A 24,805-nucleotide genomic window follows, 5' to 3' on the forward strand; every position below is an offset into this window, starting at 1 on the left:
GAGGTCGCAGAGCGGCATAGATCGGACGTTTCCGCTCCAAGAGAAGCGGACTAGCCGACGATGCACTTGTCCTTGAACACTTCGGCAAAGCCCTGCTGTCGCAGGTTGTTGTCCCACGTCTTCGCGAAGCTCTCATGCTGCGTGTGTAGCTGCGGGTGGTAGCAGTAATTGCCTTCCTGAATGAAGCGGCTCCACTGCTCTATGCCTACGTAGTCATTGCGCCAATAGAACGGGTTCAGGTGTGCGCCACCGGCGAATCCCAGCTCGAAGCACATCTCCGGGTCGCGCATGAGGTCACCGTTTTGTTCGCCGTAGTGTGCGACTGAGAGCGAAGGAAGACCACACGGGCCCGACTCATCGATCGCTTCGATGACAAGCTCCATGTAGGGCGGGTGTTCGATCTTGAGGTAGAGGCTGGGTCGCCAGCCTCCGGCCTCCTGCAAGATGGCCAATACGGTCTTCATGCCGCCACCTCCTGCGGCTGTGTCGCGGTGGCGGGTTCGTTGTCCTCGGCCTCGATGGGAGGCTCCAGCGCCGAGAGGATCACGCTGGCGGTTTGCTGGATGACTTCCAAGCTCTCGGCAAGAAGCGAAGCATTGCCCTGATACAGCTGGATGTAATCGGCGGATGCGCTGTCGTTGACCAATCCAACGGCCTTGCCGACAACGAAAGCCACGGCTTCGGCCTCCAGTTCCCGGATCGTCTTCGTGGTCGCGGTACGCCGCTCGGCCTTGTGCAGAAGCTCATGCGCCGTCTCGTGAACAAGGGTTGAAAACTCCTCGGCCTTGGACTGGCCGGGCAGGATGGCGATGCGCCCGCCGTAGCTCATGCCAAGAGCGGGGGCGATGTTCGCGTTGTAGACGAGCGCAATGCCTTTGCTCTTCACGAAAGCGGCTAGGCGGTCGATGTTGTCGCCGGGGTCGCCACTTACTTCATGCACGGTGGGCAGGTCTACGCCGTTCGTCTGCGAGATGTCGAAGACATAGGCATTGCGGAATCCGAGCAAGACGCGCTCGTTCTGCTTGATGATGTCTTTCTTCGCTTCCTCGTCCTTCTTGCGGCGAACGCCGACGATGGGAGCAAGAATGCGAATGCCCTTGGCTCCTGCGTTGACGCTGCGCCCCATGTTCTTCCACGTCCAAAATCCTGCGACGCGGGTGGCAGTGGGCATCTGCCGCGCAATCTCCAGCACATTCCCGAAGCTGTAGTTGTGAAAGCGGCTCATGGCGGTGAGGTAGTTGGTGAGGGCGTCGGAATGTCCGGCCTCCAATTGCTCAATCAAGAGCTTGATATTGGCGGCGATGAGTTCCTGCTTGGTGAGGGGCTTCTTGCTGTCGATGGCGGTGACATTGACGGTGTTGGCGTTGCTGCTCATGGTGTCTCTCCTTGTCGGCTTTTGCTTTTGCACGTCCGCGTAGAACGCGGCATGTACATGCCGAACGCCACCTGGCGAAGGCGGGGGTAGCAAGGCGCAAGGGGAGGGGTATCTCCCATCCTTGAAGAGCAGCGAAGCGGAACGGAAAGGACGAGCGCAGCGAAGGTCTGCACAAGCGCAGCGCGGAAGACTGCGGGAAACCCCTTGCGCCGCGCGATCGGGGCAGAGCCCCTTAGCGAGGTTTGGTTTCCGTATCCGTGCGCATTAGCGCACGAGAACTATGAGGGTGGGCGTTGCGGGCGGGAACGGTCCGCTGAGGAGGGTGGCGGAAGACGCGAAGCGGCAGAAGACAGGGAGGAAGCCTCCTCCCTGTTGAGGTGCAGCGGTAACGCGACCAAGAACGAGTGCTACATTGGTCCAATCCCACACCCGCGCAGGTCCCAACTGTCTTCCATGGAAAAGAGCACCATTCGGGAACTGGCCAAGAGCGTCTCCAGTTACTTCCTGAACTATCTCGAGACTGATTTTAAGAAACAGCAGACACCGGGAAGACGTCTTCAACTGCAACGCGAAGGTGGCCTCCGCGTCGGACTCAGTCTGGCTCGTTATGCATCGCTGAACGCGGCTTTCTGGTCCGCATTGAGTGTGCCGGCCACTGAGTTAGAACCGGTTGTGGTTTCGCGACGAGCGTTCACGACGACACTGTCGGATCGTTTTCGAGACGCGGTTCGAAAGGCCATCACAGCGACTCCAAGCGAAGCCTACACACTGGTTCGGCAGCAGATCGTGGGCCGAGCCGAGTCAACCCTCGCGGAATCGGAATACGCCGACGGTTGGGTGACGGACATGTTCCGTGCCTCTGCGGAAGAAATCTGCGAACGGATCGTGCACCCGTTGCTGAGTTTGCTGGAACCCGTGATCCGACGAGACGCACAATCGCTACTCGAAACGACCTATGACCTAGAAGGGGAGCTGACAAATATCCTGCTCCAGCCCCTTAATGATGACCTTTCGACGGCGCTTTATACGCTTGCCTCTGTTGGCAAGACAGATGACCTGTGGGAAGTGCTGACACGCCTCTTCACGCGCGACCATTCCTCAACAGTCTTGATGGAATATTTCGAGACGTTTGCCGCTGCGGACGCTTATACAGATGTGAAGCAACTGGTCGCAGCTTCGAAGTCGCGCGAGAACCTCGACCTTTACCTGTACGTCGGCGTTCTCCGCTTTCAGAAGAATGCATTCCCCCTCTTTTACATTCCCCTTACGGTCGAGATGGAAGAGGAAACCACCAAATACCGCATCTCACTGAAGCCGCAGGTTTTGGTCTACAAGAGGGCGATCGATTTCGTCTTGCAGGAGACGAACGTCCGCGCAGAAGCAACATCACCGGTGAGTGAGCGCATCCTGTATGCCACCGGCGAGCAGGCCATCTGCGAGCTGCTTACCGTTCCCACAACCCAAGTACTCTCGGCCCTGCGCCTTCCGCCAGACTTCCGCATTGCTGCGGAGCAGATGGAAAATGCGGATACACCACGCTACTCCTTGGAAAGCTCCCTCCACCTGGCGGTCTACGATAAGAGTGACGAATCACTCCTGAACGACTACGAGGAATTGTTAACGGCGGCACGGGGAGATGGAGGCCCGATCCTCGATTTGTTTGAGGGCATGATCCGATCTGTGGTCCTGGATGACCCAATCTCCGTCGACAGAAAAGTGTCGGATGGTTGGGATGGGCTGGGGATTGGTGATCGGATGGTCCAGCCATCACCCATTCCGATCAACGAAGAGCAGTCCAAGATTATCGCGGCCCTCAAGCAGCCCGACTGTCGATTCGTGTTGGTCGAGGGACCTCCGGGAACCGGCAAATCGCACACGATCTCAGCCATTGCGTTCGATGCAATCCTCGCGAAGAAGAGCGTCTTGCTGCTGTCGGACAAGAATGAAGCGCTCGATGTGGTCGAGAACAAACTCGAACAAACGCTCGCAAGCGTGAGACCCTCCGGACTCGATTTTCCAAATCCGATCCTCCGCTTAGGCAAAGAGGGCAACAATTTTCGGACCCTGTTGCAGGGATCTGCCGTACAACAGATCAATGATTTCAATCGGGCTGCTCGAACACGCGAGACAGCGGTTAAGAGCGAGCTCGACGCGACGGTCCACGAACTCAAGAGCGACCTCGAGAAGACCGCGGCTGCCCTTGCAGGCATCCCGTTGCAGCGCATCGTCGAGCGGAACGTGGTCAAGTAGGGCCTTCATCAGCGTTGACTTACCGGAACCCGTTCCGCCGCTGATGATGCCATTCTTGCGCTTCAGAATGAGGTTCACAACGTCGTCGCGAATCAGGGCCGGCATGCTGCCCGCTTCGACGAGTTGATCGCTGGTGTACCAGCGGTTGAATTTCCGTACGGTGAGCGTAGGCCCATTGATTGATGATGGAGGCCCTACAACTGCCACACGCGAGCCGTCAGGTACAGCGGATGAGTTGTGAGCGGAAGCGTCCTGCCACGACACTCGATGAGTGGCGTGGTCTGACGGGACGAACGATACGATGTCTGCGATTCATGGGCACCTCCCTCGACCGGTACGTGCAGTCGGGATATGCCTGGAGCTTAGGAAGAGCTCTGCGAATCGTCCAATAGGTCTTAATGATCGGCCGATAGCTGAGAGAGATCAGCTACGCTCAGAGGCCGCGATTCCCTGCTCTTTCGACCAGCAAATCCAGCTGCTCCGGAACGACAGAGACAGACCGCGAGGGACGCTTCCTGCGCGTGTCGAATGGCCGAGCGTTCATCGAGGGCTGAGCGTTGCCATTGCTACCGTTTGAAGTCGGTTCTTTTCGCAGTCGCTTGAGCACGAGCGGCAGCGTCTTCGGGTAACGTTGCTTGTGATAGATCGCAGCCAGGTCAACGGTCCAAGTCACGTTGGAGATTGGCCGCGTCGTCAGCTGCTCATCCAAAGGCATTCCTTCGCGAACCAGGGCAAACCCGTAGCCATCTTTCACGAGTGCTTGCACTTCAGCCGGATGTGTAGCTCGTGAATACTCTTGGATCCGGATGCCGACGTCCGCAAAGAGCTCCATAAGCCTCTCGTGAGCACCGGGATGACGCTCCGGGTGAAAGAGAACTCCCAGATTGTCCTGTAAGTCCGAAGGTCTCAGCGCTGTCTTCGCCGCTAGCGGATGGTCGCGCCGCAAACAGCACACCAGCGGATCGCTCCGCAACGGCTCGATCTTAAGATCCGGATGCTGCAATGGCAGGGTGACGATGGCGGCGTCCAAGTTGCCATCAGCGACCTCGCGCGCTAGCTGGTCAGTGTCTCCCAGGCTTGGTCGGATCTGACACGAGGGAAGAATCTCTTTGTGTGTGTTGCAGAACGTTCGGAACAGATCGGGATCTGCCAAGGATGAGCAACCGAAGCGCATAGACTGCAGGTCGCCGCGCTCGACGGCGATCAACGTGTCGATGACTTCCTGTCGCGTCTCCAGAAGGAATCGTGCGAGGGTGATGAAGACGAGGCCGGTCTCGGTTACTCGTATGCGGCCACTCTTCGTCTTGCGGTAAAGCCTAACGGAAGCGTTCTCTTGAAACTGCTTGGCGTGCTCGCTCAGGTTCGGCTGCACAGTGCAGAGCGACTCTGACGCGGCGCGAAATCCCTGCTTTTCCAAGATGGCAAGCAGGTATTTGAAGTGCCGGAATTCAGCCCAGTCGTACAGTCGTTCGGTCATCTTCGATCATCCCGTTGAGATTCGGAAGAAAGCCAAGGAACGCTTGAGGAAATCGAACCTCAAAAGCTGTGGGAATGATGACAGAGAAGCGAACGGAGCGCGTTGCGAAATGTGTATCTGGCCAAATTTACGCCGCCCGGTGCGGAGAGTGATCGCTAACGACGATCACCCGATAGCTGATAAGTATTGGACGCCAAGTATTTCAGCAGTGAACCTAGAGGGAATTCCGAGCTCCACCCCCTTTACGGAGAGCTACTATGCAAATTCAACCTAGAGATGTCGGACCTACGAATCAAGCGTTCGAGCCAATCTTGAACGCCGACGAGGCCTCCTCCTTGCTTGGTCTTCATCCAGTCACACTTCGGAGGTGGGCGCGAGAGGGACGTGTTCCCTGTCATCGAGTTGGTAGACGATTGTCTTTTCGATCGACAGAGCTAAACCATTGGTACGAGCATCAGCCGAGTTTTATACTGGACGCGCCGTTCGTGCCGCCTCAACCGAAAGGAAAAGGCGCATGAAACACACACGCAACCGCTATCAGCACGGATCTTTGACAATCGAGGAGAGAAAGGACGGACCGGCGGTCTGGATCTATCGCTGGCGTCAGTCTATGGGCCACGGGAAGACGGTGAAACGCAAAAAGATCCTCGGCACCACGGAGAAGATCAAGACCCAGAGCGCCGCGGAGAAAGCTGCTGCTGCCTTGCGAGTCGACATTAATGCTCTGAGCAATGCTCCGGCTGCAGTGATGTCGATCGCAGAGATCGTCGAGCACTTCACGCTCGTTGAGTTGCCGGCTGGTAGTCGCACCCACCGCACAAGGGAAACTTATTCCTCTTACATTGCGAACATCATTCTGCCGAAGTGGGGTGCATACCATCTCGCAGATGTAAAGACAGTCGCTGTCGAAAGGTGGCTTTCTGATTTACCTGGAGCGCCGGCGACGAAAGCAAAAATACGCGCCGTCTTGAGCATGCTGTTCCGGCACGCGATTCGGTACGAATTTGCAATCACGAATCCGATATCGCTCGTGCGCCAATCTGCTAAACGAATGATCGATCCAGTGATCCTCGAGGTCCCGGAGGTTCGAGATCTTCTCGCTCAGCTCGTGAAACAACCGGAGCCAAGCTTCACGCTTGTCTTCGTAGCGGTGGTCTCCGGCCTGAGAAGAGGCGAACTGTTCGGGCTCAAATGGAGTGACATTGACTTCATGCGCAGGCAGATCAATGTCCTCCGGTCTCTGGTCAACGGTGTCGTCGGTGAACCGAAGACGTCTTATTCCAGAAGACCGATTCCACTGTCCGATGAACTTGCGATGGTGCTCCAGCGCTGGAGAGCGATCACTCCTTACGGAGCAGATTCGGACTGGGTCTTTGCCAGCCCGAATGCCTTTGGCCGTCAGCCGTATTGGCCGGATTCCATGCTCTACAAGCGAATCCGACCTGCCGCCAAAACAGCCGGCATCGAGAAGGAGTTCGGTTGGCACAGCTTTCGCAGAAGGACGGCATCGCTTCTGCTATCAGGAGGCGCGAGCATTCGGACTACGCAGGAGATCCTTCGGCATGCGTCTCCCAGCATCACCCTGGGGACATACGCTCAGTCGGTATCGTCCGAACGTATGGCGGCGCAGCAGACAATTGCTGCGCTTTTCGACAAAGGGCCCTTAATGGCCCCGAATGGCCCCACTAACGGCCCCAAGTGAGGCCTTCGAGAAACCTAAGTTGTTGATTTAAGTGGTGACCCGGGCAGGAGTCCAACCTGCGACCTTCGCCTTAGGAGTGCGCCGCTCTATGCATCTGAGCTACCGGGCCACTTCTCGATAGTGTAAACGGTGCGCGACCGGTGCTTTGGTAAACTTGTGGGTGAGGTTCCCATGCCCGAGATCACCCGCCGCAAGGCTGTGACTGTGAAGATTGGCAATGTTCGCGTCGGCTCCGATGCTCCCGTTGTCGTCCAGTCCATGACCAACACTGACACCGCAGACGTTGAGAGCTCCATCCAGCAGATCGCAGCGCTCGCCCGCGCCGGCAGCGAGATGGTTCGCGTTACGGTGAACAATGACGAGGCCGCCAAGGCGCTGCCCTACATCGTCGAAGGCATCCGCGCCAAGGGGTGGGAGACGCCCATCATCGGCGACTTCCATTACAACGGACACCAGCTGCTGGCCAAATACCCTGATTGCGCCGAGGCTCTGGCGAAGTACCGCATCAATCCGGGTAACTGTTCCATTGGCCGCAAGGATGATGACAACTTCCGCACCATGATCGAAGTCGCCGTCAAGCACCAGAAGCCTGTGCGCATCGGCGTCAACTGGGGCTCGCTGGACCAGGCGCTGCTGACGAAGATGATGGACGAGAACAGCCGTTCGTTGAATCCCCTGCCCGCTCGCGATGTCATGCTTGAGACGATGGTCCGCTCGGCTCTCGACAATGCCGATGCAGCGCAGCGCTATGGCCTGCGTCCTGATCAGATCATCCTGTCCGCCAAGGTCAGCGGCGTGAACGATCTGATCGACGTCTACACGGAACTCGCATCACGCACCAACCTTGCCCTGCACCTTGGCCTTACCGAAGCGGGCATGGGCATGAAGGGCGTCGTTGCTTCCACGGCTGGTCTTGCACCGTTGCTGCTCAAGGGCATCGGCGACACCATCCGCGTTTCGCTCACACCCACGCCCGGCGGCGACCGCAGCGAGGAAGTCCGCTGCGCGCAGCAGATCTTGCAGACGCTCTCGATCCGTAGCTTCTCGCCGCAGGTCACCAGCTGCCCCGGCTGTGGCCGCACCACATCGACCTACTTCCAGATGCTGGCGGAGCAGGTGCAGAACTACATCACCACTTCGATGCCTGACTGGAAGGTCAAATATCCGGGCGTCGAAGAGATGAAGCTGGCCGTCATGGGCTGCATCGTCAACGGCCCCGGTGAGAGCAAGCATGCCAACATCGGCATCTCACTGCCGGGCACGTTCGAGGAACCCAAGGCGCCCGTCTACATCGACGGCAAGCTGGCCATGACACTCAAGGGCGACCACATCGTCGACGAGTTCAAGGTCATCCTCGACGACTATGTGAAGAGCCACTACGGCAAGGCTCAGGTCGAAGAGCTGGTCGGCGCATAGCCTCGACTATCTCCGCACAACACAAAGGGCGACTGCATCAGCAGTCGCCCTTCATCTTTCCCGTAAGAACTTACGCTGCAACAGCAGCGCGTACTTCGATGCCCTTCGCTACTTCCGCCAGGATCTCGTACGACCGAAGACGATCGGCCTGATCGTACGTGTCGGTGACGGCGAGGATCTCATCGAGTCCAAGCCAGTCCGCGATGCGCTGCAGACGTGCCTTCACTGCCGCTGCATCGCCAACGACCGACAGTGCCAGACGAGCTTCCACAGCCTCTCGTTCGCCCGCGTTCCAAAGACCATCCATGCTCTCCACGGGCGGCTTCAATTCCACGGCCTGGTTGCGCACCAGCGACAGGAAGCGTTGCTGCGGCGTCGTCAACAGGCGTTTGGCCTGCGCATCGGTGTCGGCCGCAAGGACCGGCAAACCGGCCATCGCGTACGGCTTATCCAGCCACTCGGACGGGCGGAAGTTGCTGCGGTACAGCTCCATCGCCTGCTGCGCATACTGCGGCGCAAAGTGTGCGGCAAAGGCGAACGGCAGGCCCATCTGTCCGGCAAGCTGCGCACTGAAGCCGCTGGATCCCAGCAAAGTAATCGGCACGCGTGTTCCCTCACCCGGGATGGCATGGACGATCTGTCCCGGTCGGGGCGCACCGAGGAACTGCTGCACCTCTGCCACCAGTTCCGGGAAGTCGTCGCCCGTCGTGCGAAGGTCGCGGCGCATGGCACGCATCGTCGGCTGATCTGAACCAGGAGCACGTCCGAGTCCCAGATCAATGCGGTTTGAATAGATCGAAGCAAGCGTTCCGAACTGCTCCGCAACCACCAGCGGCGCGTGGTTCGGCAGCATCACGCCGCCGCTGCCGACGCGGATGGTCGACGTCTGCTGCGCCACATGGCCGATTAGCACCGACGTTGCGGAACATGCCAGGCCGGCGATGCTGTGGTGCTCGGCCAGCCAGAAGCGTGTGTAGCCCAGCCGCTCGACGTGCTGCGCTGTTTCAACCGTGCGCGCAATGGCCGAACCGGCAGTTTCGCCGGGCTTCATGCCAACCAGATCCAGAACGGAGACGCGGAGACTGCTCATGCACATTGGATGATCGTTCGATGGCCTTCGAACCATCGGATGGCGCAGTTTGGACCGTCTCGGCGGATGCGATCAGTCGGCGACCGCTGCCATCACCGGCGCAGGATCCCAGAACGCACGAACCTTTACGATCTTTCCCTCGTCGTTGCAGTCCAGCACGTCCACGCCCTCAAAGGTTACGGACTTGCCGTTATGCGCGGTGCCATTACCAGTCCACTTCACCGCACCGGACGTGCCATTCACGAACACCTGATTCTCGGTCAGGCCAACCACTTGAAAGCCAGTGAAGATTCCCGTAAAGAAAGCGCGGATAGCGTCGTGACCTACGTTCGGGGGCGTGCCCACCGGATCGTGCTGTTCCGCTTCAGGAGCGAAGACGGCAACGCAGCGCTCAACATCCATGGCGCGAATCGCAGCAAAGTATTCGGCGACGGTTAACTCGGTAGGTGTGGGCATGGCGGAATACTATCGTCTCCCACAGTCGAATCAACCATCAAACTGCGACAGCCTTCACATCGCTCTCTTCCGGCGCATACCGCGAGCCGAACCATTGAAAGAGCGACGACGCCAACAGCGCGAAGACCGTCACGCCAAGCCCCCACCGCAGGTTGCTGCGGTCGCTGACAAAGCCGATGATCCGCGGCGACGGCACATCCCCAAACAGGTGGATCAGCAGCAACTGCCCCGCCAAAGCAGTCGACCGCACCTGCGCGCTGACCGCATTCACAATCGCCGCATTCACCGGTCCGCTGCCGAGAAACAGAGCAAGTTCGGCGATGGCCAAGGCGGGCAGCATCGTGGCCTTCGGGCCGAAGAAGCACAGCAGCGCGAACGGCACACAGATCGCCGGCCCAATTGCGCAGACCCAGTACAGAGCCCGGTGGTCGGTCTTCAGCCAGCGCTGCGCCCACCAGCCGCCGATCGCGGTACCGAGCAGCCCCGTAACAGCCGTGATCGCACCGACCGTAAAACCCGCATGCGCCGCCGTCATACCGGCCTCACGCTGCAAAAAACTGGGAATCCAGGCGCTGATGCCGCCGATGGTGAATGTGCTCATCGCGTAGCCCATCGTTGCGGTGAGATAGGCGGGGTTCTTGATCAGATCGGCGACAGCGGCCTTGCTCTTCCCTTTGCGGCCGGAGTCGGTCTCGCCTCGCTTCGGTTCCTTCATCACAAACAGGATCAGCACGGCGATCGCAATGCCTGGAATCGCCGAGACATAGAAGGCGTTCCTCCAGCCATGCGACTCAGCAATGAACGCGCCAAGGCTGTACCCCATGGCCGCGCCAACAGGAATCGCAATGTTGAAGATGGTCAGCGCACGGTTGCGCGCCTCAGGACCGTAGAAATCGGCCAGCAGCGCCGGCGCGTAGATCCCAAAACTGGCCTCGCCAATGCCCAGCGCCGCGTGCCGAACGAGCAGGCCGTCGAAGTTGTGCACCATCGCCGTGAAGAGGTTCGTACCGCTCCACAGCAGCGCGCCGATGACGATCAGCGGCTTACGGGGAAAATGATCGCCAAGCCAACCCGTCAGTGGCGCGGTGACGATGTAAGTCACAAAGAACCACATCGTCAGCGCGCCAATGCGCTCGTCAGAGACGTGGAACTCCGACTTCACCATCTCCTGCACGCCCGGCAGGATGTACCGGTCAATGTAGTTGACCAGGTTCAGCGCGGTCAGCAGCACCAGCGCTACGGTTGCTGCCTTGGCATTGGGGGCAATTGCTGGCTTCGTCTCCGCGCTCATCGCGAGGAGGATAGCAGGTTAGACCGGCGAAAGCCGGATGCGCTTCCCGGTGATTTCACCCAGCGCAATCGCGGCAACACCAAGGATCACGTGGGTGATCTGGATGTACGGCAGGTCCGGCATGGTCAGATGCTTCAACTGCAGAATGCCGATGATCGGCAGCGAGATCCCGACGACGATCGTCACGACCGCGAGTCCGAACACATACCGCAGGCCCATGACGCCGATCATGATCATCACCAGCGTGATGGCGAAGCCAAGGTACATGTGGATGTTGAGCGGCACGCCCACGTGGAAGTAGAACAGCGCGCCGGTCAGCAGGTTCACCAGCCACAGCAGGCGGAGCGTCATCAGTAAGCCTTTAAGCATGCTCTGATCCTACCGTGCTGCCCGGTCGCCATGCGAGCGCCAATTGCAAATGGAAAGAACCTGCTTCCACCGAAGAAAACTTCAGCAGAAGCAGGCTCTTGTCGTCTTGCGTCATCACACCGCATTAGCGGCGTTCGTGGGCGGTTCGGTCTTAACGACCCCAACGCGAGCAGGTGCGGTGATGGTGATGATCTGAGTGCCACGAGCGGCAATGACGCGGCGCAGCAAAAGCGCTGGTCGCAAAGGAGAGGGCAATTACTGCGAGCATGATCTTCTTCATGTCCGCTGTGATGCAAAGTGCTTAGACCTTCGCCGTTACGATGTCGCCTAGTGGCGTCTACCTCGTTGGTGTTAGCTGATCGTGTGGGCGTGGGTAGGTTGCCGTCACCACCGTGCTGATACCGCCGCGAGGACGGAAGTCGCCCTTCACCTCGGCCCAGACTGGATCGCACGCCTTCACCATGTCATCCAGCACACGATTGCAGATGTTTTCCTGGAAGATGCCAAGGTTGCGATAGCAAAACAGATATTCCTTCAGGCTCTTCAGCTCCAGGCAGCGGTCCTTGGGCATGTAACGCACCGTCAGGTGGCCGAAGTCCGGCAGGCCCGTGCGTGGGCAGACGCTGGTGAATTCCGGATCGTCGATCAGAATTTCGTAGCTGCGAAAGTGGTTTTGCCAGGTCTCGATCTCGGGCATGGCGACGTCGAGGCCGGCGGCCGCGTGCTCGTCCGTGTAGAGAGGGCTGGTGTTGTTCATCCGGTTATCGGGAATGGGCTTCATTGGTTTCTGTGTGTCCTTACTTGGCAGGAAGGAGGAGCCTTCCGCCGGGTATGCAGAATCTTCGTTGAGAAGATCGCTTTCAATCGTCGTGCAGTCGCCCCAGGCATCAGGAGCAGATCGTCACACCAAAATTAGGGGTAAGACAACTTGACTGCTCTTCGCATTCTAGTCGACCCTGCAGGAACGCCCCGGCCGGCTAGTTCTCTGACAGGCGCTCGATGCGATCCAGCAGCAGAACCTCCACTGGCTGCTTCTGCGCCTCCAGCTTGATTCCAAGCTGCGTTCGCAACGCGTAAAGAAAGTTAGGCTCCGCACCCTCTGAGGGTGGAGCGGGCGCACCAGGGGCCGGGTCTGGGCGCTTTGGCGTGAACTCCATCGCAAAGTCGTAATTACCGGCAAGGCCTGTCTGGTCCACGACCGGTTTGGCCAAGTCACCCCAGCTTGCCATTGCACTTGTGATCGACACGATGGAGACATCACGTGCACCAATGTGAAAGTGCGTGGGTGTGCTGGAACTCATCATCAGCAGACCTCCGCAGATCGCCGGAAATCCCCCGTCGATTGTCTCGGCTGCCGCCGTGGCACCGTCCGCTGGTTCTTTCGGGATGGCGCGCGAGCAGCCATCCGCTGGATGAGGCCGCAGCCGTGGGCCGGGCTGTCCGGGCTTCACCAGTTGCGCAGCGAAGACGGGTGTCAGTCGCGACTCATAATGCACAGCCATTGCGAAGCGCTGGGCCAGCAACGACCGCATCATCAGACGCAGTTCGTCCTTGGTCACGTCCGTCTTCTCCGTGCGTGCCACGATGCTGTACCGCGTGTCCCGCACCCACGCAGGCGCCATGTCCGCAAAGGTCGATTGCTGCCCTGTCGTCATCCGATATGCGAATGAGATCAGGCCCATTAACGGGTAGTTGTGAATCACAAGCAGGCCGCCCGTCGGGCTGTAGACATTGCCGGGACCGAGCGGCACGTTGGAGTTCTGTTCTTCGGAACCGGGTTTTGTCTCGTGGACGGATGCAGTGTCAAAGCTGAGCCGTGGCGTGGCCGGCTGCGACTGACCGCTCGCGTGAGGCGCGAGAAGAGGGAGCATCAGCATGAGATGGATCACGTGAGCAGCAGACCACGATCGTTGCTGTCTAGCTTGCCTGAGAGAGATCATCCAGTTCCCCTTCTTCCGTGATTCCATGCTCTATTTCAGATACGCGCGGACCAGATCGATCATGTCCTCCGCCAGTTCATGGGGCGGGGCTGAGCTGCGTTCGTTGGATAAGAGGTGGTGGCGAATGTGGTCTTCCAATACCTCTGCCATAAGGCTGTTGATGCCACCGCGAACGTTGGCGAGCAGCATCAGAACGTCCGCACAATCGTCGCCTGTGGTGAGCGAGCGTTCGATGGTGTCGACCTGTCCGCGAATCCGCTTAATGCGTGCGACAAGCTTCTGTCTTTCCTTTTCAACGACGGCCATATTCTCCTTGCGTATACCCTAGGGGGGTATGGTACAAAGTGAGAGACGAGAGTTTCTCTCGTGAGAGAACCCGAGAACCTATGAGTATGAATTCCGCACAAGAGCCTCCGAGTAGAACGAGCGCTTCCCTGTGTTGTGGTGAACGAACGGACGACCGCCTTTAGCTTTGCTATGGGACGATCCCACGCCGCTCATCCAGCATACGACCTGTGATTTGAGCGCGTGAGACGGGCCCGCGATGGGCCAGACTTACACCCTCCCAACCGATGATCCTGCAGCGCGCCCCTCGCGACTGTGCCCTTGTGCGCAGCCGGTGCGAACGTGCGGCCGGATCGTGCGAGGAGGAACGATGAACAACGTCCAGAACAACAAGATGTTTGCTGTCCGCAAGCCCAGCCACCTGATCTGCGTATGGCGTGCGACCGGCGGAGTTGGAACTCCCCTGGTCTGCAGCTGGGTTATGGCCAATGCCGCGGCGATTGAGATGACCGCTGCGGAGCAGAAGAGCGAGCAGGCCGGAGCATTACTGTGCGCGTGATGGAAACGGAAGCAGTGAACGAACAGAAGGGTGTCGTGGTGCGTGGCGAGTGGCAGCGGCGCATCATGACATTCGTGATGGTCTTTGGCCCGGGCCTGATTGTGATGGAGGCCGACAACGATGCGGGTGCCGTGTCGACCTACATGCAGGCGGGCGGACAGTATGGTCTACACCTGCTGTGGCTGCTGGTGGTGTTGCTACCCATTTGCTACTTCATCCAGGAGATGGTTGCGCGCCTGGGCATTGCAACAGGCAAAGGCCACGCTGCGATGATCTATGAGCGGTTTGGTAAGTGGTGGGGACGGTTTTCCCTGATTGACTTACTCGCCGTTAACTTTCTCACGCTGATCACTGAGTTTGCGGCGATCTCACTTGCGCTGAGTGCTCTTGGCATTAGCCCCTATGTGTCCGTTCCGGTCTCTGCGGTTGGCCTGACGATGATGGTGGTGACCGGCAGCTATCTGCGCTGGGAGCGGATCGTCATCGCGCTGTGCCTGATGGACCTGACGTGGTTCGTTCTGGCGTTTGTGGTGCATCCGCAGTGGGCGATGGTCGCGCGCAACGCAATACGGCCAACCGTACCAGCCGGTGGCATTACCAGCAGCCTGGTGTTCCTGGTGATTGCGATTGTTGGGACGACGATTGCGCCGTGGCAGCTGTTCTTTCAGCAGAGCTGTGTCGCGGAGAAGCGTTTGCGGTTTGCCGATCTGAAGTGGGCGCGGCTGGATACGCTGATCGGTGCGGTGTTCACCGTGTGTGTGGCCGGCGCGATGATGCTGGTCGGAAACTATGGCTTTGAGCACAAGATTGCGTTTCAGGATCCGGCGCAGCTTGCACTGGCGCTGGGCCCCATTGCGGGAACCTTCGTTCGCAACGGCGTGTTGCTGCTGATGGTGAACGCCGCTGTACTGGGCACGACTGCGATTTCGCTTGCGAGTGCATGGGCCTATGGCGAGGTGCAGGGATGGGAACACTCACTGCATAAGAAGCTGTGGGAGGCGCCCGGCTTTTACGCGACGTACATTGCCTGCGTTGGAGCTGCGGCGGTGATCGTGCTGATACCGCATGTGCCGCTGCAGTTGGTCATCATCAGCGTTCAGGTGTTTGCGGGATTGATCCTGCCGTCAGCCATCATCTTTCTTCAACTGCTGCTGAACGACCGCGAACTGCTGGGCGAGCGCTGGGTCAATCGACCGTGGAACAACATCGTTAACTGGACGATCATCGTCGTGCTATTCGCGCTGTCACTGCTGCTGGCGGCGCAGGTGATCCTGCCGAATCTGTTTCCGAAATGAGGAGTGATGTTATGACAACGCCTGAATATCGCGTAGTCCATCCGCTGGATGACGTGCAGGAAGAGAAATGCTCCACGGATGGGCTTGGCAAGATCAGGATGACTCGAGCAGTGCGTATCTCGCTTGGTGTTTTACGGGGTTACCTGATCGCCATGACACTGATGCTGGGATATCACGTGCTGGATCTATCTGGACTTCTACACCGGGCGCACTAAGTTAGGTCGCTCTTGGATGGCATCGTTTTTGCGCGTCGTCGCACAAAATAAAAGGCCGAGCTTTCGCTCGGCCTTTCTTCTGCGGTTACCCGTGGCGCTATTCGCGGCGGCCAAGGGTTGGGCGATCATCTGTGCTCTTGTCCTGCGTGGTGCTATTGGGATCGTTGTTGCTGGCTGACGTGCGACGCAGTGTGGGCTTGCTGCCGTCCTTGCCGCCATCCACCTTGCGCTTGTTCTGGATTCGGGCCAGGCGGGCCTTGATATCGTCGAACTCGGAGCCGCTGACGACGTAGTCGGGGCGAGCTGGCAGGATCGTCGCGATCTCTTTCTCAGAGTCTGCGATACGGTCCGGCGTCTGCGGATGATCAGAGAAAGCGCGGGCGAGTACGCCCGGCTTGCGCTTCTCAAGCGCCTGCAGTTTTTCAAAGATCTGCACGAACGCCTGCGGATCGTAGCCGGAGCGATACATGTACTGCACACCCAGCCAGTCCGCCTGAGCCTCAAAGGTTCGCGAGAAAGACAGAAAGCTTAGGGGCACCGCGATCTGCGCGGCCTCATAGATACCGTAGCCGGTGTAGCCGCCGATGAACATCAGCGGCACCATGCCAATCTGTGCGTACTCCATACGCGTCATCTGGCGCGCTGCATGGTGCGCCGCGACATGCGCAATCTCATGCGCCATGACACCAGCAAGCTCCGCCTCTTCATCGCAGGCGAGAATCAGGCCGCTGTTCACGTAGAAGAAGCCGCCCGGTAGCGCCATGGCGTTGATCTCGTCAGAGTCCAGCACCTTGATGGTGAAAGGCACCTTCGCGTCCGAATTCTTGACGATATTCTGGCCGACGCGGTTCACATATTCGACGATGACCGGATCAGTCACCAGGTGCGACGAACGCTCGATCTCAACGGCGTACGACTTGCCGTTGCGAACCTCCCAGTCCGTCGAGAACCAGTTACCCATACCGCGGCCACCGATGTCACGCGTGCCAGCGGCAGCCACGTCGTCAGCCGAGCCTTTCTTAATGTCCTTGCGCAGGTCATCGCCCGGCTCGGGGATGGGCTCATTGTTGTTCTTGGCGGCTTCGACGCGAGCCTTCTCCAGATCTTCCTTGGAGGCCGTGACCGGCCCACCGCCGGTAGGACCGCTGCCGGTCTTCGTGGTCGAGGGCTGGTTCCCGCCCTGATTCGAAGGATTCGTGGAGGTCGGAGATCCACTGCCGGGTGTCGTAGACGTAGGGGTCTGCTGGGCGCTCAACGCGAACGGAGCTGCCACAGAGAGAGTCGCGACGAGAACTAGGTTTTTCAGATTCATGGTGGTGCCCCCGGGCGCAGACGCACCTTCGCCCTTGTCTTGTTAGACGCAGATTACGCCCGGAAGTTACGGTCTGTCATTGTTGACGCATCGGGCCTCAGCGGTATGAGCTTCAAGTCGCAGGCGACCACCGTTGGGCTCCGTCCCGTACCCGAAGGATCGAAATGGTTCGACTGCCACGCGAAAGCGTCGGACGGTCCGAAGCGCCGAAGCCCTGCTGTCGCTGGCGATATAGCCGAGGATCGCGGGCAAGTCATCTCGAGAAGGACCTGCCCAGATCAGCCGCATCATCCGCTGTAACGCGACTCCAGCTCGTCGAAGAACTGATCATGATCGATAAAATCCCCAAGGTCGATGGCAGCACGAGCCTCCGTGACCTTTTCTTCTTCATGCTCAAACCAGCTGACGTAGTATTGCAGCGCATCGTTCGCCAACTGCTCCCGTGACCTTCCGGAACGAGCTGCGATGCGGTCCAGTGCAGCTTCCGTCTCGGGGGTGAGGATCGTGACCATGGCAAGAATCTCTCCCCATCCCTGCATGAAGTCAAGGTTCGAAATGGGCCGCCCTCAACAGGCAGCCCGTCTTTCGGAAGGCCGCTGCCGCTCACTCGCCGTAATAGTCCAAACCCAGGTGCGTCACCAGGCTTTGGCCCATGATGTGACGCAACGTGTTCTTCAGTTTCATGTTCTGGATGAAGAGGTCGTGCTCCGGATACACACCCGGCGCTGTGTCCGGAGCCTTGAAGTAAAAGCTCAGCCACTCCTGGATGCCCAGGTTCTTCAACGCGGGTGTGCGGGCCGCAAGGTCCATATACAGGCAAAGATCCAGCGCCAGGGGCGCCGCCAGGATTGAGTCACGGCACAGGAAGTCGACCTTCAGCTGCATGGGATAGCCCAGCCAGCCAAAGAGATCGATGTTGTCCCAGCCCTCCTTGTTGTCGCCGCGCGGCGGGTAATAGTTGATCCGGACCTTGTGGTAGAAGTCCTTGTACAGGTCGGGGTTCTTCTCCGGCTGCAGGATGTACTCCAGCACGCCCAGCTTCGACTCTTCCTTGGTCTTGAAGTTGTCGGGATCGTCCAGCACTTCGCCATCGCGGTTGCCAAGGATGTTCGTCGAGTACCAGCCAGCCAGGCCAAGCTGACGAACCTTCAGAGCTGGAGCGAGCACGGTTTTGATAAAGGTTTGGCCAGTCTTGAAGTCCTTCCCGGCGATGGGCGCTCCCATCTGCCTGGACAATTCGCGCATCGCAGGAATGTCGCAGGACAGGTTCGGTGCGCCGTTGATGCAGGGCACACCCTCCTTCAGGCAGGCCCACGCATACAGCATGGACGGCGCAATGTTCTCGTCGTCCTCCACCAGTCCTTTTTCAAACGCTGCCAGCGACTGGTGGACGGCAGTTTCAGTGATGTAAATTTCGGTCGATCCGGTCCAGATCATCACCTGGCGGTCAGACTTCGTCTTAAACTCCGCGATGTCGTTGCGGATCTGGTTTGCGAGATCGCATTTGTTCTTACCGGTCTTGATTCGCTTCGGATCCAGCCGCTTGACGTAACGCTGATCGAACGCTGCCGGCATCGGTTCGATGCCCTCAAGGAACGGACGCATCTCCTCAAGCTGGTCGCGGTCCAGAACCTGCGCGGTCTTCGCTGCCTCGAACAGGTTTCCACCGAAGATGTCCCACCCCGTAAAGACCAGGTCTTCCAGTGGCGCAATCGGCGCGAAGTCTCTGATGAGCGGTGCCTTGTCGGCGGTCCGCTTGCCCAGGCGGATGGTGCCCATCTGCGTCATGGAGCCAATGGGCTTTGCCATGCCGCGACGCACGGCCTCGACACCCGCGATCAGTGTGGTAGCCACGGCGCCCATGCCCGGGATCATGATGCCGAGCTTTCCCTGCGCTGGTGCGATCGATGCCGCTGCCGGCGTTACTAATGATTCCTTCATTGCTTCTCCTGCGGGCGAGCGAGTGGAGTTGAAAATCACGCCTGCAACTCTCAACATACGCACTGAGAATTTTCTGTAAACCGCAGAAAAGATGAAAGTTGCTCCACTCCAGGCGCCGTTAGCGGTAACTCAATAGATAGTTAGCGGTGTCGGGAAATTACAGATTTTTTCACGGCACGGCGTAGCATGGGACCATGCAAAATGTTGTAACGGTCGACGTGGTCGGGGTTGGTTTAAACGCTACGGACACCTTGATCGCGCTTGCCCGCTTCCCTTCAATCGGACAGAAGGTCGAGTTCCAAACCGTCCAAATACTGCCGGGTGGCCAGACCGCCTCGGCCGTGGTGGCCTGCCAGAGCTGGGGCCTGCAGACGCGCTATGTGGGCAAGCTGGGTGACGATTCCGCTGCTGCGATCCACCGTGCGGCCTTCGACCGCGCCGGCGTCGAGGCGCAGATCCTGACGGCAGAGAACACCTCCAGCGCGCAGTCGATCATCCTTGTCGATGGATCGGGCGAGCGGACCGTTCTGCTCAAGCGAGACGAGCGCCTGAGCCTGCACCCGAAAGACCTGCGCCGGAACTGGATTGCCGGAGCACGCGCATTGCACGTGGACGGCTTCGATACAGCCGCGGCAACCCAGGCAGCGATGTGGGCACGCGAAGACGGGATTCCGGTCGTTGCGGACCTTGATGAGATCTATCCCGGCGTCGAGCACCTGCTGCCGCTAATCGATCACCTTATCGTCTCGCGGGACTTCCCTGCCCGGCTTACCGGCGAAGTCGATCTTGAAAAAGCTCTGAAGAAGATGCGGGCGGACTACGGCAGCCAGATCACGGCGGCGACACTCGGCCATGACGGCGTGCTCGCATGGGATGGCAAAGAGTTTCGCTACCGGCCCGCTTATCTCGTCCCGGTTGTGGACACCACCGGCGCGGGCGACATGTTCCACGCAGCTTACATCTACGGTCTGCTGGCCGGGTGGGAGCTGGACCGGCAGTTGGACTTCGCCTGCGCGGCTGCAGCCTTAAACTGCACTGCGTCCGGCGCGCGCGGTGGTATTCGGACCGTTAAAGCCATCGAAGACCTGATGCAGGTCGGGACGCTGTACCCGGCCGTCTATCCCGCACCCCACGACACGGTATTCGCCTGACGCCATGACTATCTACGTGGCTACGTCGAACCCCGGCAAGCTTCGCGACTTCCGCGCGGCTGCCGGTGCGTACCCAGGCATAACGATCGAGCCACTGCCGGGCCTCGCGAACATTCCCGCCCCTGCGGAGGACGCGCCGGACTTTGAAGGCAATGCCCGGGCAAAGGCGATCTACTACTCGAAGTTCGCGCCCGGTGCATGGGTGATGGCAGACGACTCCGGCCTGGAGGTCGATGCACTGGAAGGCCGCCCCGGGGTGCGTTCCGCGCGGTTCTCCGAAGACGTTGGCGTTGTCGCAACAGGCGGCGGCCTGGACGAGAACAACAACCTGGCCCTCACACTCGCGATGATCGAGCAGACGAATCGAGCCGCACGCTATCGCTGCGCATTGGCACTGGCTGTCGACGGTGCTGTCGAACTCGTCACGTTCGGCAAGCTCGAAGGTGAAATCCTGGAGGAGCCGGAGGGTGACGGCGGCTTCGGCTACGACCCACTCTTCCACGTGCCGGAGCTAGGCTGCACCATGGCCCAGGTCGGGATGGAAGATCGCATGCGCGTCAGCCATCGGGGCCGCGCACTGGCCTCGCTGCTCCGCCAATGGCGTCCCTGCTAAGCCCTTTCAGTGAAGATGGAAAAGCGTCTGAATCGATTCAATCCATGAGCGCTCCGACGCCGTTTATCGGCTGCGTTGGCCGCTATTCGAACGGCCCGCAGATCTCCGATTGACGAGTGTTTTCACCGCACCAGATACTGTGCGTGCCTTCCTCCCTGCACCTTGATCATTTGACGGGCGTCGGGGAGACCATTTCGCAGCACGAGCAGGAGCGCGTACCCATGGGCGCAGCAGCAGTCGCACCACCCGATAACAGCAGCCGCAAGGGCGTGAAGCCGCTGCGTGCGGGCGAAGGTCACTCGTTCCTGTGGCGCAAGCTGCACTCGCTCTCGGGCATTATCCCGATCGGCGCGTTCCTGATCGAGCACATCATCTCCAACTTCGAGATCGTGCACGGACCGCTGGCCTACGCGCAGCAGGTGAAGTTCCTGAACGGGCTGCCTCTGGCTCGCGTGCTCGAGTGGGCTTTCATCTTTATCCCGCTAACCTTCCACGCGCTGTACGGCGTCTGGATCGCCTTCCGCGGCCGCGCCAATGTGAACGTTTATCCGTGGGCTGGCAACTGGATGTACATCTCCCAGCGCGTGACCGGTTTGATCGCGTTCGTCTACATCATTCAGCACGTGTGGCGGCAGCGCTTCGCGGGTGTCTCGCTCCCGGAGCACCCCGGTCTGGCTTATGCCAAGGTGCAGTATGAACTGCTGAATCCGTGGATGCTGGCCATCTATGTCATCGCGATGATCGCGACCTGCTGGCACTTCAGCTATGGCATCTGGCTGTTTGCGGCGAAGTGGGGCATCACGCCCGGCGACAACGCCCGCAAGAAGTTCGGCTATGTCTGCGGCGTCTTTGGCACGGCTCTGTGCGCCATGGGTCTGGTCTCGATCTTCTGGGTGGCCTATGCGCAGCCTTACTCGCCTGTGGATGTTATGCCGGCGCAACCGACGGGTGTGGTGCTGCCTGCGCAGCCTGGACCGGGGGCGCAGTATCCCACGGACAATGGTCTGCCGAATGGCAGCAATGGTCAGCTTCAGAACGACACCAACGGGCAGCCGGTTCAGCCCAGCCCAGTGCCGCAGCAGTAGCCGGAAAGCGTACCTCAGGGGCTAAAGCCCCTCGACTTTATGCAGGTTTTCGGCACGGCTAAAGCCGTGCCCTTCCGAAAGAATCGAGAGCGGTGGTTACCATTCACCCTCTGACAAGAACGGAGTTTCGAAGATGGCAGCAGTGCCAAAGATCATTGTTGTAGGTGGCGGTCTCGCCGGTCTCTCCGCGGTTATCAAGATCGCTGAGGCTGGTGGCAAGGTCGACCTGTTCTCTATCGTTCCGGTCAAGCGTTCGCACTCCGTCTGCGCACAGGGCGGCATCAATGCGGCCAAGGATCTGAAGGGCGAAGGCGACTCCGTCGACAAACACTTTGACGACACCGTCTATGGTGGCGACTTCCTCGCCAACCAGACGCCCGTGAAGAACATGACGGCGCAGGGCCCGGCGATCATCGATCTGCTGGACCGTATGGGTGTTCCCTTTAACCGCACGCCCGAGGGTCTGCTAGACTTTCGCCGCTTCGGTGGCACGCTCTACCAGCGCACCGCATACGCAGGCGCGACGACCGGCCAGCAGTTGCTGTACGCGCTGGACGAGCAGGTTCGCCGCTTCGAGGCGGAGGGCAAGGTAACCAAGTACGAGGGATGGGAGTTCCTGTCCGCCGTGCTGGACAGCGCCGGCGTCTGCCGCGGTATCTGCGCGATGGATCTGCGCAGCATGGAAGTGCGCACGTTCCCCTGCGACGCCGTGATCATCTGCACCGGCGGCAACGGCGCCATCTTCGGTAAGAGCACCAACTCCGTCGTTTGCACCGGATCGGCGCAGTCTGCGCTGTACCAGCAGGGCGCGTTCTACGCGAACGGCGAGTTCATCCAGGTTCACCCGACGGCGATCCCCGGCGAAGACAAGCTGCGCCTGATGTCCGAGTCCGCTCGTGGCGAAGGCGGCCGCGTGTGGGTGCCGCGCAAGAAGGGCGATCCCCGCCCGGCGAAGACCATTCCCGAAGCCGACCGCTACTACTTCCTGGAAGAGAAGTATCCCAAGTACGGCAACCTGGTGCCGCGTGACATTGCCACGCGCGAGATACACAAGATTGTCTACGAGCAGGACCTGGGCATCGACGGGCAGCCGATGGTCTACCTGGACGTCTCGCACATTCCGCGCGAGGTGCTGGAGAAGAAGATCGAAGGCATCCTGGAGATCTACGAGAAGTTCGTCGGCGAAGATCCGCACGAAGTGCCGATGAAGATCTTCCCGGGCGTTCACTACACGATGGGCGGCCTGTGGGTCGACTTCAACCAGCAGACGAACATTCCCGGCGTCTTCGCCGCGGGTGAGGCGGATTACTCGATCCACGGCGCGAACCGCCTGGGTGCGAATTCCCTGCTGAGTTGCATCTACGGCGGCTTTGTGGCCGGGCCGCAGGCGATGACCTACGCGAAGAGCCTGCCGGCGCAGACGGGTGATGGCGGGCACGCTGCCGAGAAGGTTCGGCAGATGGAGTTCAATAACATCCTGCTGAGCAACCAGGGTACTGAGAATCCGTTCAAGCTGTGGCGCGAACTGGGCGATACGATGACGCGGCACGCCACGATCATCCGTTACAACAAGGGTCTGCGCGAGGCCGACGAGAAGATCGTCGAGCTGCTGGCGCGCTATCGCAACATCAACCTGACGGACAAGAGCCAGTGGGCGAACACATCATTCGCCTTCACAAGGCAGCTCTATAACATGCTGCAGCTGGCACGCGTGATCGTGCAGGGTGCGGAGAAGCGTGACGAGAGCCGCGGCGCGCATTACAAGCCGGATTTCCCGGATCGTCATGACGAGCAGTTCCTGAAGACGACGATGGCGAGCTATGACGGCGCGAACGATGCGCCGATCATCGGGTACGAAGAAGTGGATACGCAGTGGATCAAGCCGCGCCCACGGGTTTATACGAGTTCATAAGTGATTGTTGTTTGAGTGCAAGCCCGGGGCTTAAGGCCCTTGTTCTACCCGGAGCGACCGTGGTCTGATGGCCACGGTCGCTCCGGTCGAAGCAGAAGCGAGGAAATATGTCGACGAAGACGAAGAACGGGCATAGCGGTAAGGCGAAGGCGTACACGGGTTCGACCTACAAGGTGACGATCAAGCGGCAGGCGACGCCCGATGCGGCGGCGACGACCGAGGTCTTCAACCTGCCCTATCGCAGCGGCCTGAACATCACCAGCGTGCTGGTGGACATTGCCGCCAACCCGGTCAACGCATCGGGTGCGACGACAACGGCCATCGCCTATGACTCAAATTGCCTGGAAGAGATTTGCGGCTCGTGCGCCATGCTGATCAACGGTAAGGCGCGCATGGCGTGCTCGGCTCTGGTCGACACCATGCTGGCGGAGAGCGGCAATGGCGAGATCACGCTGGCTCCCCTGTCGAAGTTCCCCGTGGTGCGTGACCTTGCGGTGGACCGCAGCGTTCTGTTCGAGAACCTGAAGGCTGTTAAGGCGTGGGTGCCAATCGACGGCAGCTACGACCTGGGGCCCGGACCGCGGCAGTTCCCCCAGATTCAGGAAGAGCGCTATCCGCTGTCGAACTGTATCTCCTGCACCATCTGCATGGAGGTCTGCCCGCAGTTCAACGACGACACCAACTTCGTGGGCGCGGCGACCATTGCGCAGGCTCGCCTGTTCAACATGGACCCTGCCGGTTCGGTGCTGAAGGAAGAGCGTCTTCGCGCGCTGGCCGGCGACGGCGGTGTGCAGGAGTGTGGCTACGCACAGAACTGCGTGCAGGCCTGCCCTAAGCAGTTGCCGCTGACGGAAGCGATCAGCGACATCAGCCGCGATGTGATCGTGCAGCAGGTGAAGGACTTCTTCGTCCGCTAGGGGCGTTTCCACGCCCTCTTACTGCTTCGCAGTGGGCCTTCCGTTGGTCGGCGACGAACGTTACGTTGGATTCAGCAGAGGCAGGGCGTGAGCCTTGCCTTTGCTGTTTGGTGCTCATGCGATTTCGTCGTTCGTTGTCATCGCAGACGAAGGC

At 59.6% G+C, this 24,805-nt stretch carries 25 protein-coding genes, 1 tRNA gene and 1 pseudogene; 12 read left to right on the forward strand and 15 right to left on the reverse strand.

Annotated elements, in window-relative coordinates; all coding sequences use genetic code 11:
* Positions 1-50 precede the first annotated feature (50 nt).
* Together BLW03_RS05300 and BLW03_RS05305 are read right to left on the reverse strand one after the other, a co-directional pair.
* A complete protein-coding gene (locus BLW03_RS05300; protein ID WP_074652675.1) occupies positions 51-464 on the reverse strand; it encodes a DUF6908 domain-containing protein in 414 nt (137 codons plus the stop codon).
* The gene (locus BLW03_RS05305; protein WP_074652676.1) at positions 461-1,375 is read right to left on the reverse strand and encodes an ArdC family protein; all 915 of its coding nucleotides are present in this window, start codon (positions 1,373-1,375) and stop codon (positions 461-463) included. The genes BLW03_RS05300 and BLW03_RS05305 overlap by 4 nt, the downstream gene beginning before the upstream one ends.
* A 453-nt stretch (positions 1,376-1,828) precedes the next feature.
* On the opposite strand from BLW03_RS05305, the gene BLW03_RS21195 reads away from it, so the two are divergent.
* On the forward strand, positions 1,829-3,625 hold the full coding sequence (locus BLW03_RS21195; RefSeq protein WP_074652677.1) for an AAA domain-containing protein: 1,797 nt from the start codon (positions 1,829-1,831) through the stop codon (positions 3,623-3,625).
* A 39-nt stretch (positions 3,626-3,664) separates the two neighbouring features.
* Here the strand turns inward: BLW03_RS21195 and BLW03_RS05315 are convergent.
* Both BLW03_RS05315 and BLW03_RS05320 read right to left on the reverse strand, forming a co-directional pair.
* Positions 3,665-3,889, reverse strand: a pseudogene (locus tag BLW03_RS05315) (CpaF family protein); the annotation flags it as partial.
* 169 nt (positions 3,890-4,058) lie between these two features.
* Positions 4,059-5,102 carry a LysR family transcriptional regulator gene (locus BLW03_RS05320; RefSeq protein ID WP_074652678.1) on the reverse strand — a complete coding sequence of 348 codons (1,044 nt, stop codon included), beginning with the start codon at positions 5,100-5,102 and terminating at the stop codon, positions 4,059-4,061.
* Positions 5,103-5,359: 257 nt separating this feature from the next.
* Between BLW03_RS05320 and BLW03_RS21320 the strand changes: the two genes are divergently transcribed.
* Positions 5,360-5,620, forward strand: coding sequence for a helix-turn-helix domain-containing protein (locus BLW03_RS21320; protein WP_074652679.1), 261 nt, complete (start codon positions 5,360-5,362; stop codon positions 5,618-5,620).
* A gap of 230 nt (positions 5,621-5,850) precedes the next feature.
* On the forward strand, positions 5,851-6,804 hold the full coding sequence (locus BLW03_RS05330) for a tyrosine-type recombinase/integrase (RefSeq protein ID WP_244501970.1): 954 nt from the start codon (positions 5,851-5,853) through the stop codon (positions 6,802-6,804).
* Between the two features lie 32 nt (positions 6,805-6,836).
* On the opposite strand, the gene BLW03_RS05335 is transcribed toward BLW03_RS05330, so the two are convergent.
* Positions 6,837-6,913, reverse strand: a tRNA-Arg gene (locus BLW03_RS05335).
* A gap of 62 nt (positions 6,914-6,975) precedes the next feature.
* On the opposite strand from BLW03_RS05335, the gene ispG reads away from it, so the two are divergent.
* The gene (ispG, locus tag BLW03_RS05340) at positions 6,976-8,220 is read left to right on the forward strand and encodes a flavodoxin-dependent (E)-4-hydroxy-3-methylbut-2-enyl-diphosphate synthase (RefSeq protein WP_074652681.1); all 1,245 of its coding nucleotides are present in this window, start codon (positions 6,976-6,978) and stop codon (positions 8,218-8,220) included.
* A gap of 70 nt (positions 8,221-8,290) precedes the next feature.
* On the opposite strand, the gene BLW03_RS05345 is transcribed toward ispG, so the two are convergent.
* The 7 genes from BLW03_RS05345 to BLW03_RS05375 all read right to left on the reverse strand — a co-directional run bounded on the left by BLW03_RS05345 (position 8,291) and on the right by BLW03_RS05375 (position 13,672).
* Complete coding sequence (locus BLW03_RS05345) at positions 8,291-9,310, reverse strand: LLM class flavin-dependent oxidoreductase (protein ID WP_074652682.1); 1,020 nt, start codon at positions 9,308-9,310, stop codon at positions 8,291-8,293.
* Between the two features lie 72 nt (positions 9,311-9,382).
* A complete protein-coding gene (locus tag BLW03_RS05350; protein ID WP_074652683.1) occupies positions 9,383-9,766 on the reverse strand; it encodes a nuclear transport factor 2 family protein in 384 nt (127 codons plus the stop codon).
* A gap of 37 nt (positions 9,767-9,803) precedes the next feature.
* Positions 9,804-11,057, reverse strand: a complete 1,254-nt coding sequence (locus BLW03_RS05355) for a spinster family MFS transporter (protein WP_074652684.1) — start codon at positions 11,055-11,057, stop codon at positions 9,804-9,806.
* An 18-nt stretch (positions 11,058-11,075) separates the two neighbouring features.
* Positions 11,076-11,426, reverse strand: a complete 351-nt coding sequence (locus tag BLW03_RS05360; protein ID WP_139285109.1) for a hypothetical protein — start codon at positions 11,424-11,426, stop codon at positions 11,076-11,078.
* Between the two features lie 337 nt (positions 11,427-11,763).
* A complete protein-coding gene (gene queF, locus BLW03_RS05365) occupies positions 11,764-12,207 on the reverse strand; it encodes a preQ(1) synthase (protein ID WP_074652686.1) in 444 nt (147 codons plus the stop codon).
* Between the two features lie 196 nt (positions 12,208-12,403).
* The gene (locus BLW03_RS05370) at positions 12,404-13,297 is read right to left on the reverse strand and encodes a TIGR03435 family protein (protein ID WP_170834975.1); all 894 of its coding nucleotides are present in this window, start codon (positions 13,295-13,297) and stop codon (positions 12,404-12,406) included.
* A 99-nt stretch (positions 13,298-13,396) separates the two neighbouring features.
* The gene (locus tag BLW03_RS05375) at positions 13,397-13,672 is read right to left on the reverse strand and encodes a metal/formaldehyde-sensitive transcriptional repressor (RefSeq protein WP_014784975.1); all 276 of its coding nucleotides are present in this window, start codon (positions 13,670-13,672) and stop codon (positions 13,397-13,399) included.
* 349 nt (positions 13,673-14,021) lie between these two features.
* Here BLW03_RS05375 and BLW03_RS05380 point away from each other — a divergent pair, with 349 nt between their 5' ends.
* The 3 genes from BLW03_RS05380 to BLW03_RS05390 are packed head-to-tail and all read left to right on the forward strand — an operon-like array spanning position 14,022 to position 15,720.
* Positions 14,022-14,210, forward strand: a complete 189-nt coding sequence (locus BLW03_RS05380) for a hypothetical protein (RefSeq protein ID WP_074652688.1) — start codon at positions 14,022-14,024, stop codon at positions 14,208-14,210.
* On the forward strand, positions 14,210-15,505 hold the full coding sequence (locus BLW03_RS05385; protein ID WP_074652689.1) for an Nramp family divalent metal transporter: 1,296 nt from the start codon (positions 14,210-14,212) through the stop codon (positions 15,503-15,505). Before BLW03_RS05380 ends, BLW03_RS05385 begins: the two co-directional genes overlap by 1 nt.
* 11 nt (positions 15,506-15,516) lie before the next feature.
* A complete protein-coding gene (locus BLW03_RS05390) occupies positions 15,517-15,720 on the forward strand; it encodes a hypothetical protein (protein WP_139285110.1) in 204 nt (67 codons plus the stop codon).
* A gap of 97 nt (positions 15,721-15,817) precedes the next feature.
* Here BLW03_RS05390 and BLW03_RS05395 read toward each other — a convergent pair whose 3' ends face one another.
* The 3 genes from BLW03_RS05395 to BLW03_RS05405 all read right to left on the reverse strand — a co-directional run bounded on the left by BLW03_RS05395 (position 15,818) and on the right by BLW03_RS05405 (position 18,973).
* Complete coding sequence (locus tag BLW03_RS05395) at positions 15,818-17,032, reverse strand: M48 family metalloprotease (RefSeq protein ID WP_074652691.1); 1,215 nt, start codon at positions 17,030-17,032, stop codon at positions 15,818-15,820.
* 287 nt (positions 17,033-17,319) lie between these two features.
* The gene (locus tag BLW03_RS05400) at positions 17,320-17,571 is read right to left on the reverse strand and encodes a CopG family ribbon-helix-helix protein (protein ID WP_139285111.1); all 252 of its coding nucleotides are present in this window, start codon (positions 17,569-17,571) and stop codon (positions 17,320-17,322) included.
* Positions 17,572-17,635: 64 nt separating this feature from the next.
* Complete coding sequence (locus BLW03_RS05405; protein ID WP_074652693.1) at positions 17,636-18,973, reverse strand: inositol-3-phosphate synthase; 1,338 nt, start codon at positions 18,971-18,973, stop codon at positions 17,636-17,638.
* Positions 18,974-19,167: 194 nt separating this feature from the next.
* Here BLW03_RS05405 and BLW03_RS05410 point away from each other — a divergent pair, with 194 nt between their 5' ends.
* The 5 genes from BLW03_RS05410 (at position 19,168) to sdhB (ending at position 24,651) form a co-directional block, all read left to right on the forward strand.
* Positions 19,168-20,124 carry a carbohydrate kinase family protein gene (locus BLW03_RS05410; RefSeq protein ID WP_074652694.1) on the forward strand — a complete coding sequence of 319 codons (957 nt, stop codon included), beginning with the start codon at positions 19,168-19,170 and terminating at the stop codon, positions 20,122-20,124.
* Positions 20,125-20,128: 4 nt separating this feature from the next.
* Entirely contained in the window at positions 20,129-20,737 is a 609-nt protein-coding gene (locus BLW03_RS05415; protein WP_074652695.1) for a non-canonical purine NTP pyrophosphatase, read from the forward strand.
* 221 nt (positions 20,738-20,958) lie between these two features.
* A complete protein-coding gene (locus BLW03_RS05420; protein WP_074652696.1) occupies positions 20,959-21,822 on the forward strand; it encodes a succinate dehydrogenase cytochrome b558 subunit in 864 nt (287 codons plus the stop codon).
* A gap of 133 nt (positions 21,823-21,955) precedes the next feature.
* Positions 21,956-23,734 (forward strand): succinate dehydrogenase flavoprotein subunit, encoded by a 1,779-nt coding sequence (gene sdhA / locus BLW03_RS05425; protein WP_074652697.1) that lies wholly within the window; start codon positions 21,956-21,958, stop codon positions 23,732-23,734.
* 107 nt (positions 23,735-23,841) lie between these two features.
* Positions 23,842-24,651 (forward strand): succinate dehydrogenase iron-sulfur subunit, encoded by an 810-nt coding sequence (gene sdhB, locus BLW03_RS05430; protein ID WP_074652698.1) that lies wholly within the window; start codon positions 23,842-23,844, stop codon positions 24,649-24,651.
* Positions 24,652-24,805 lie beyond the last annotated feature (154 nt).

Origin of the sequence: Terriglobus roseus, from assembly GCF_900105625.1 — a bacterium.
GTDB classification, from domain to species: domain Bacteria; phylum Acidobacteriota; class Terriglobia; order Terriglobales; family Acidobacteriaceae; genus Terriglobus; species Terriglobus roseus_B.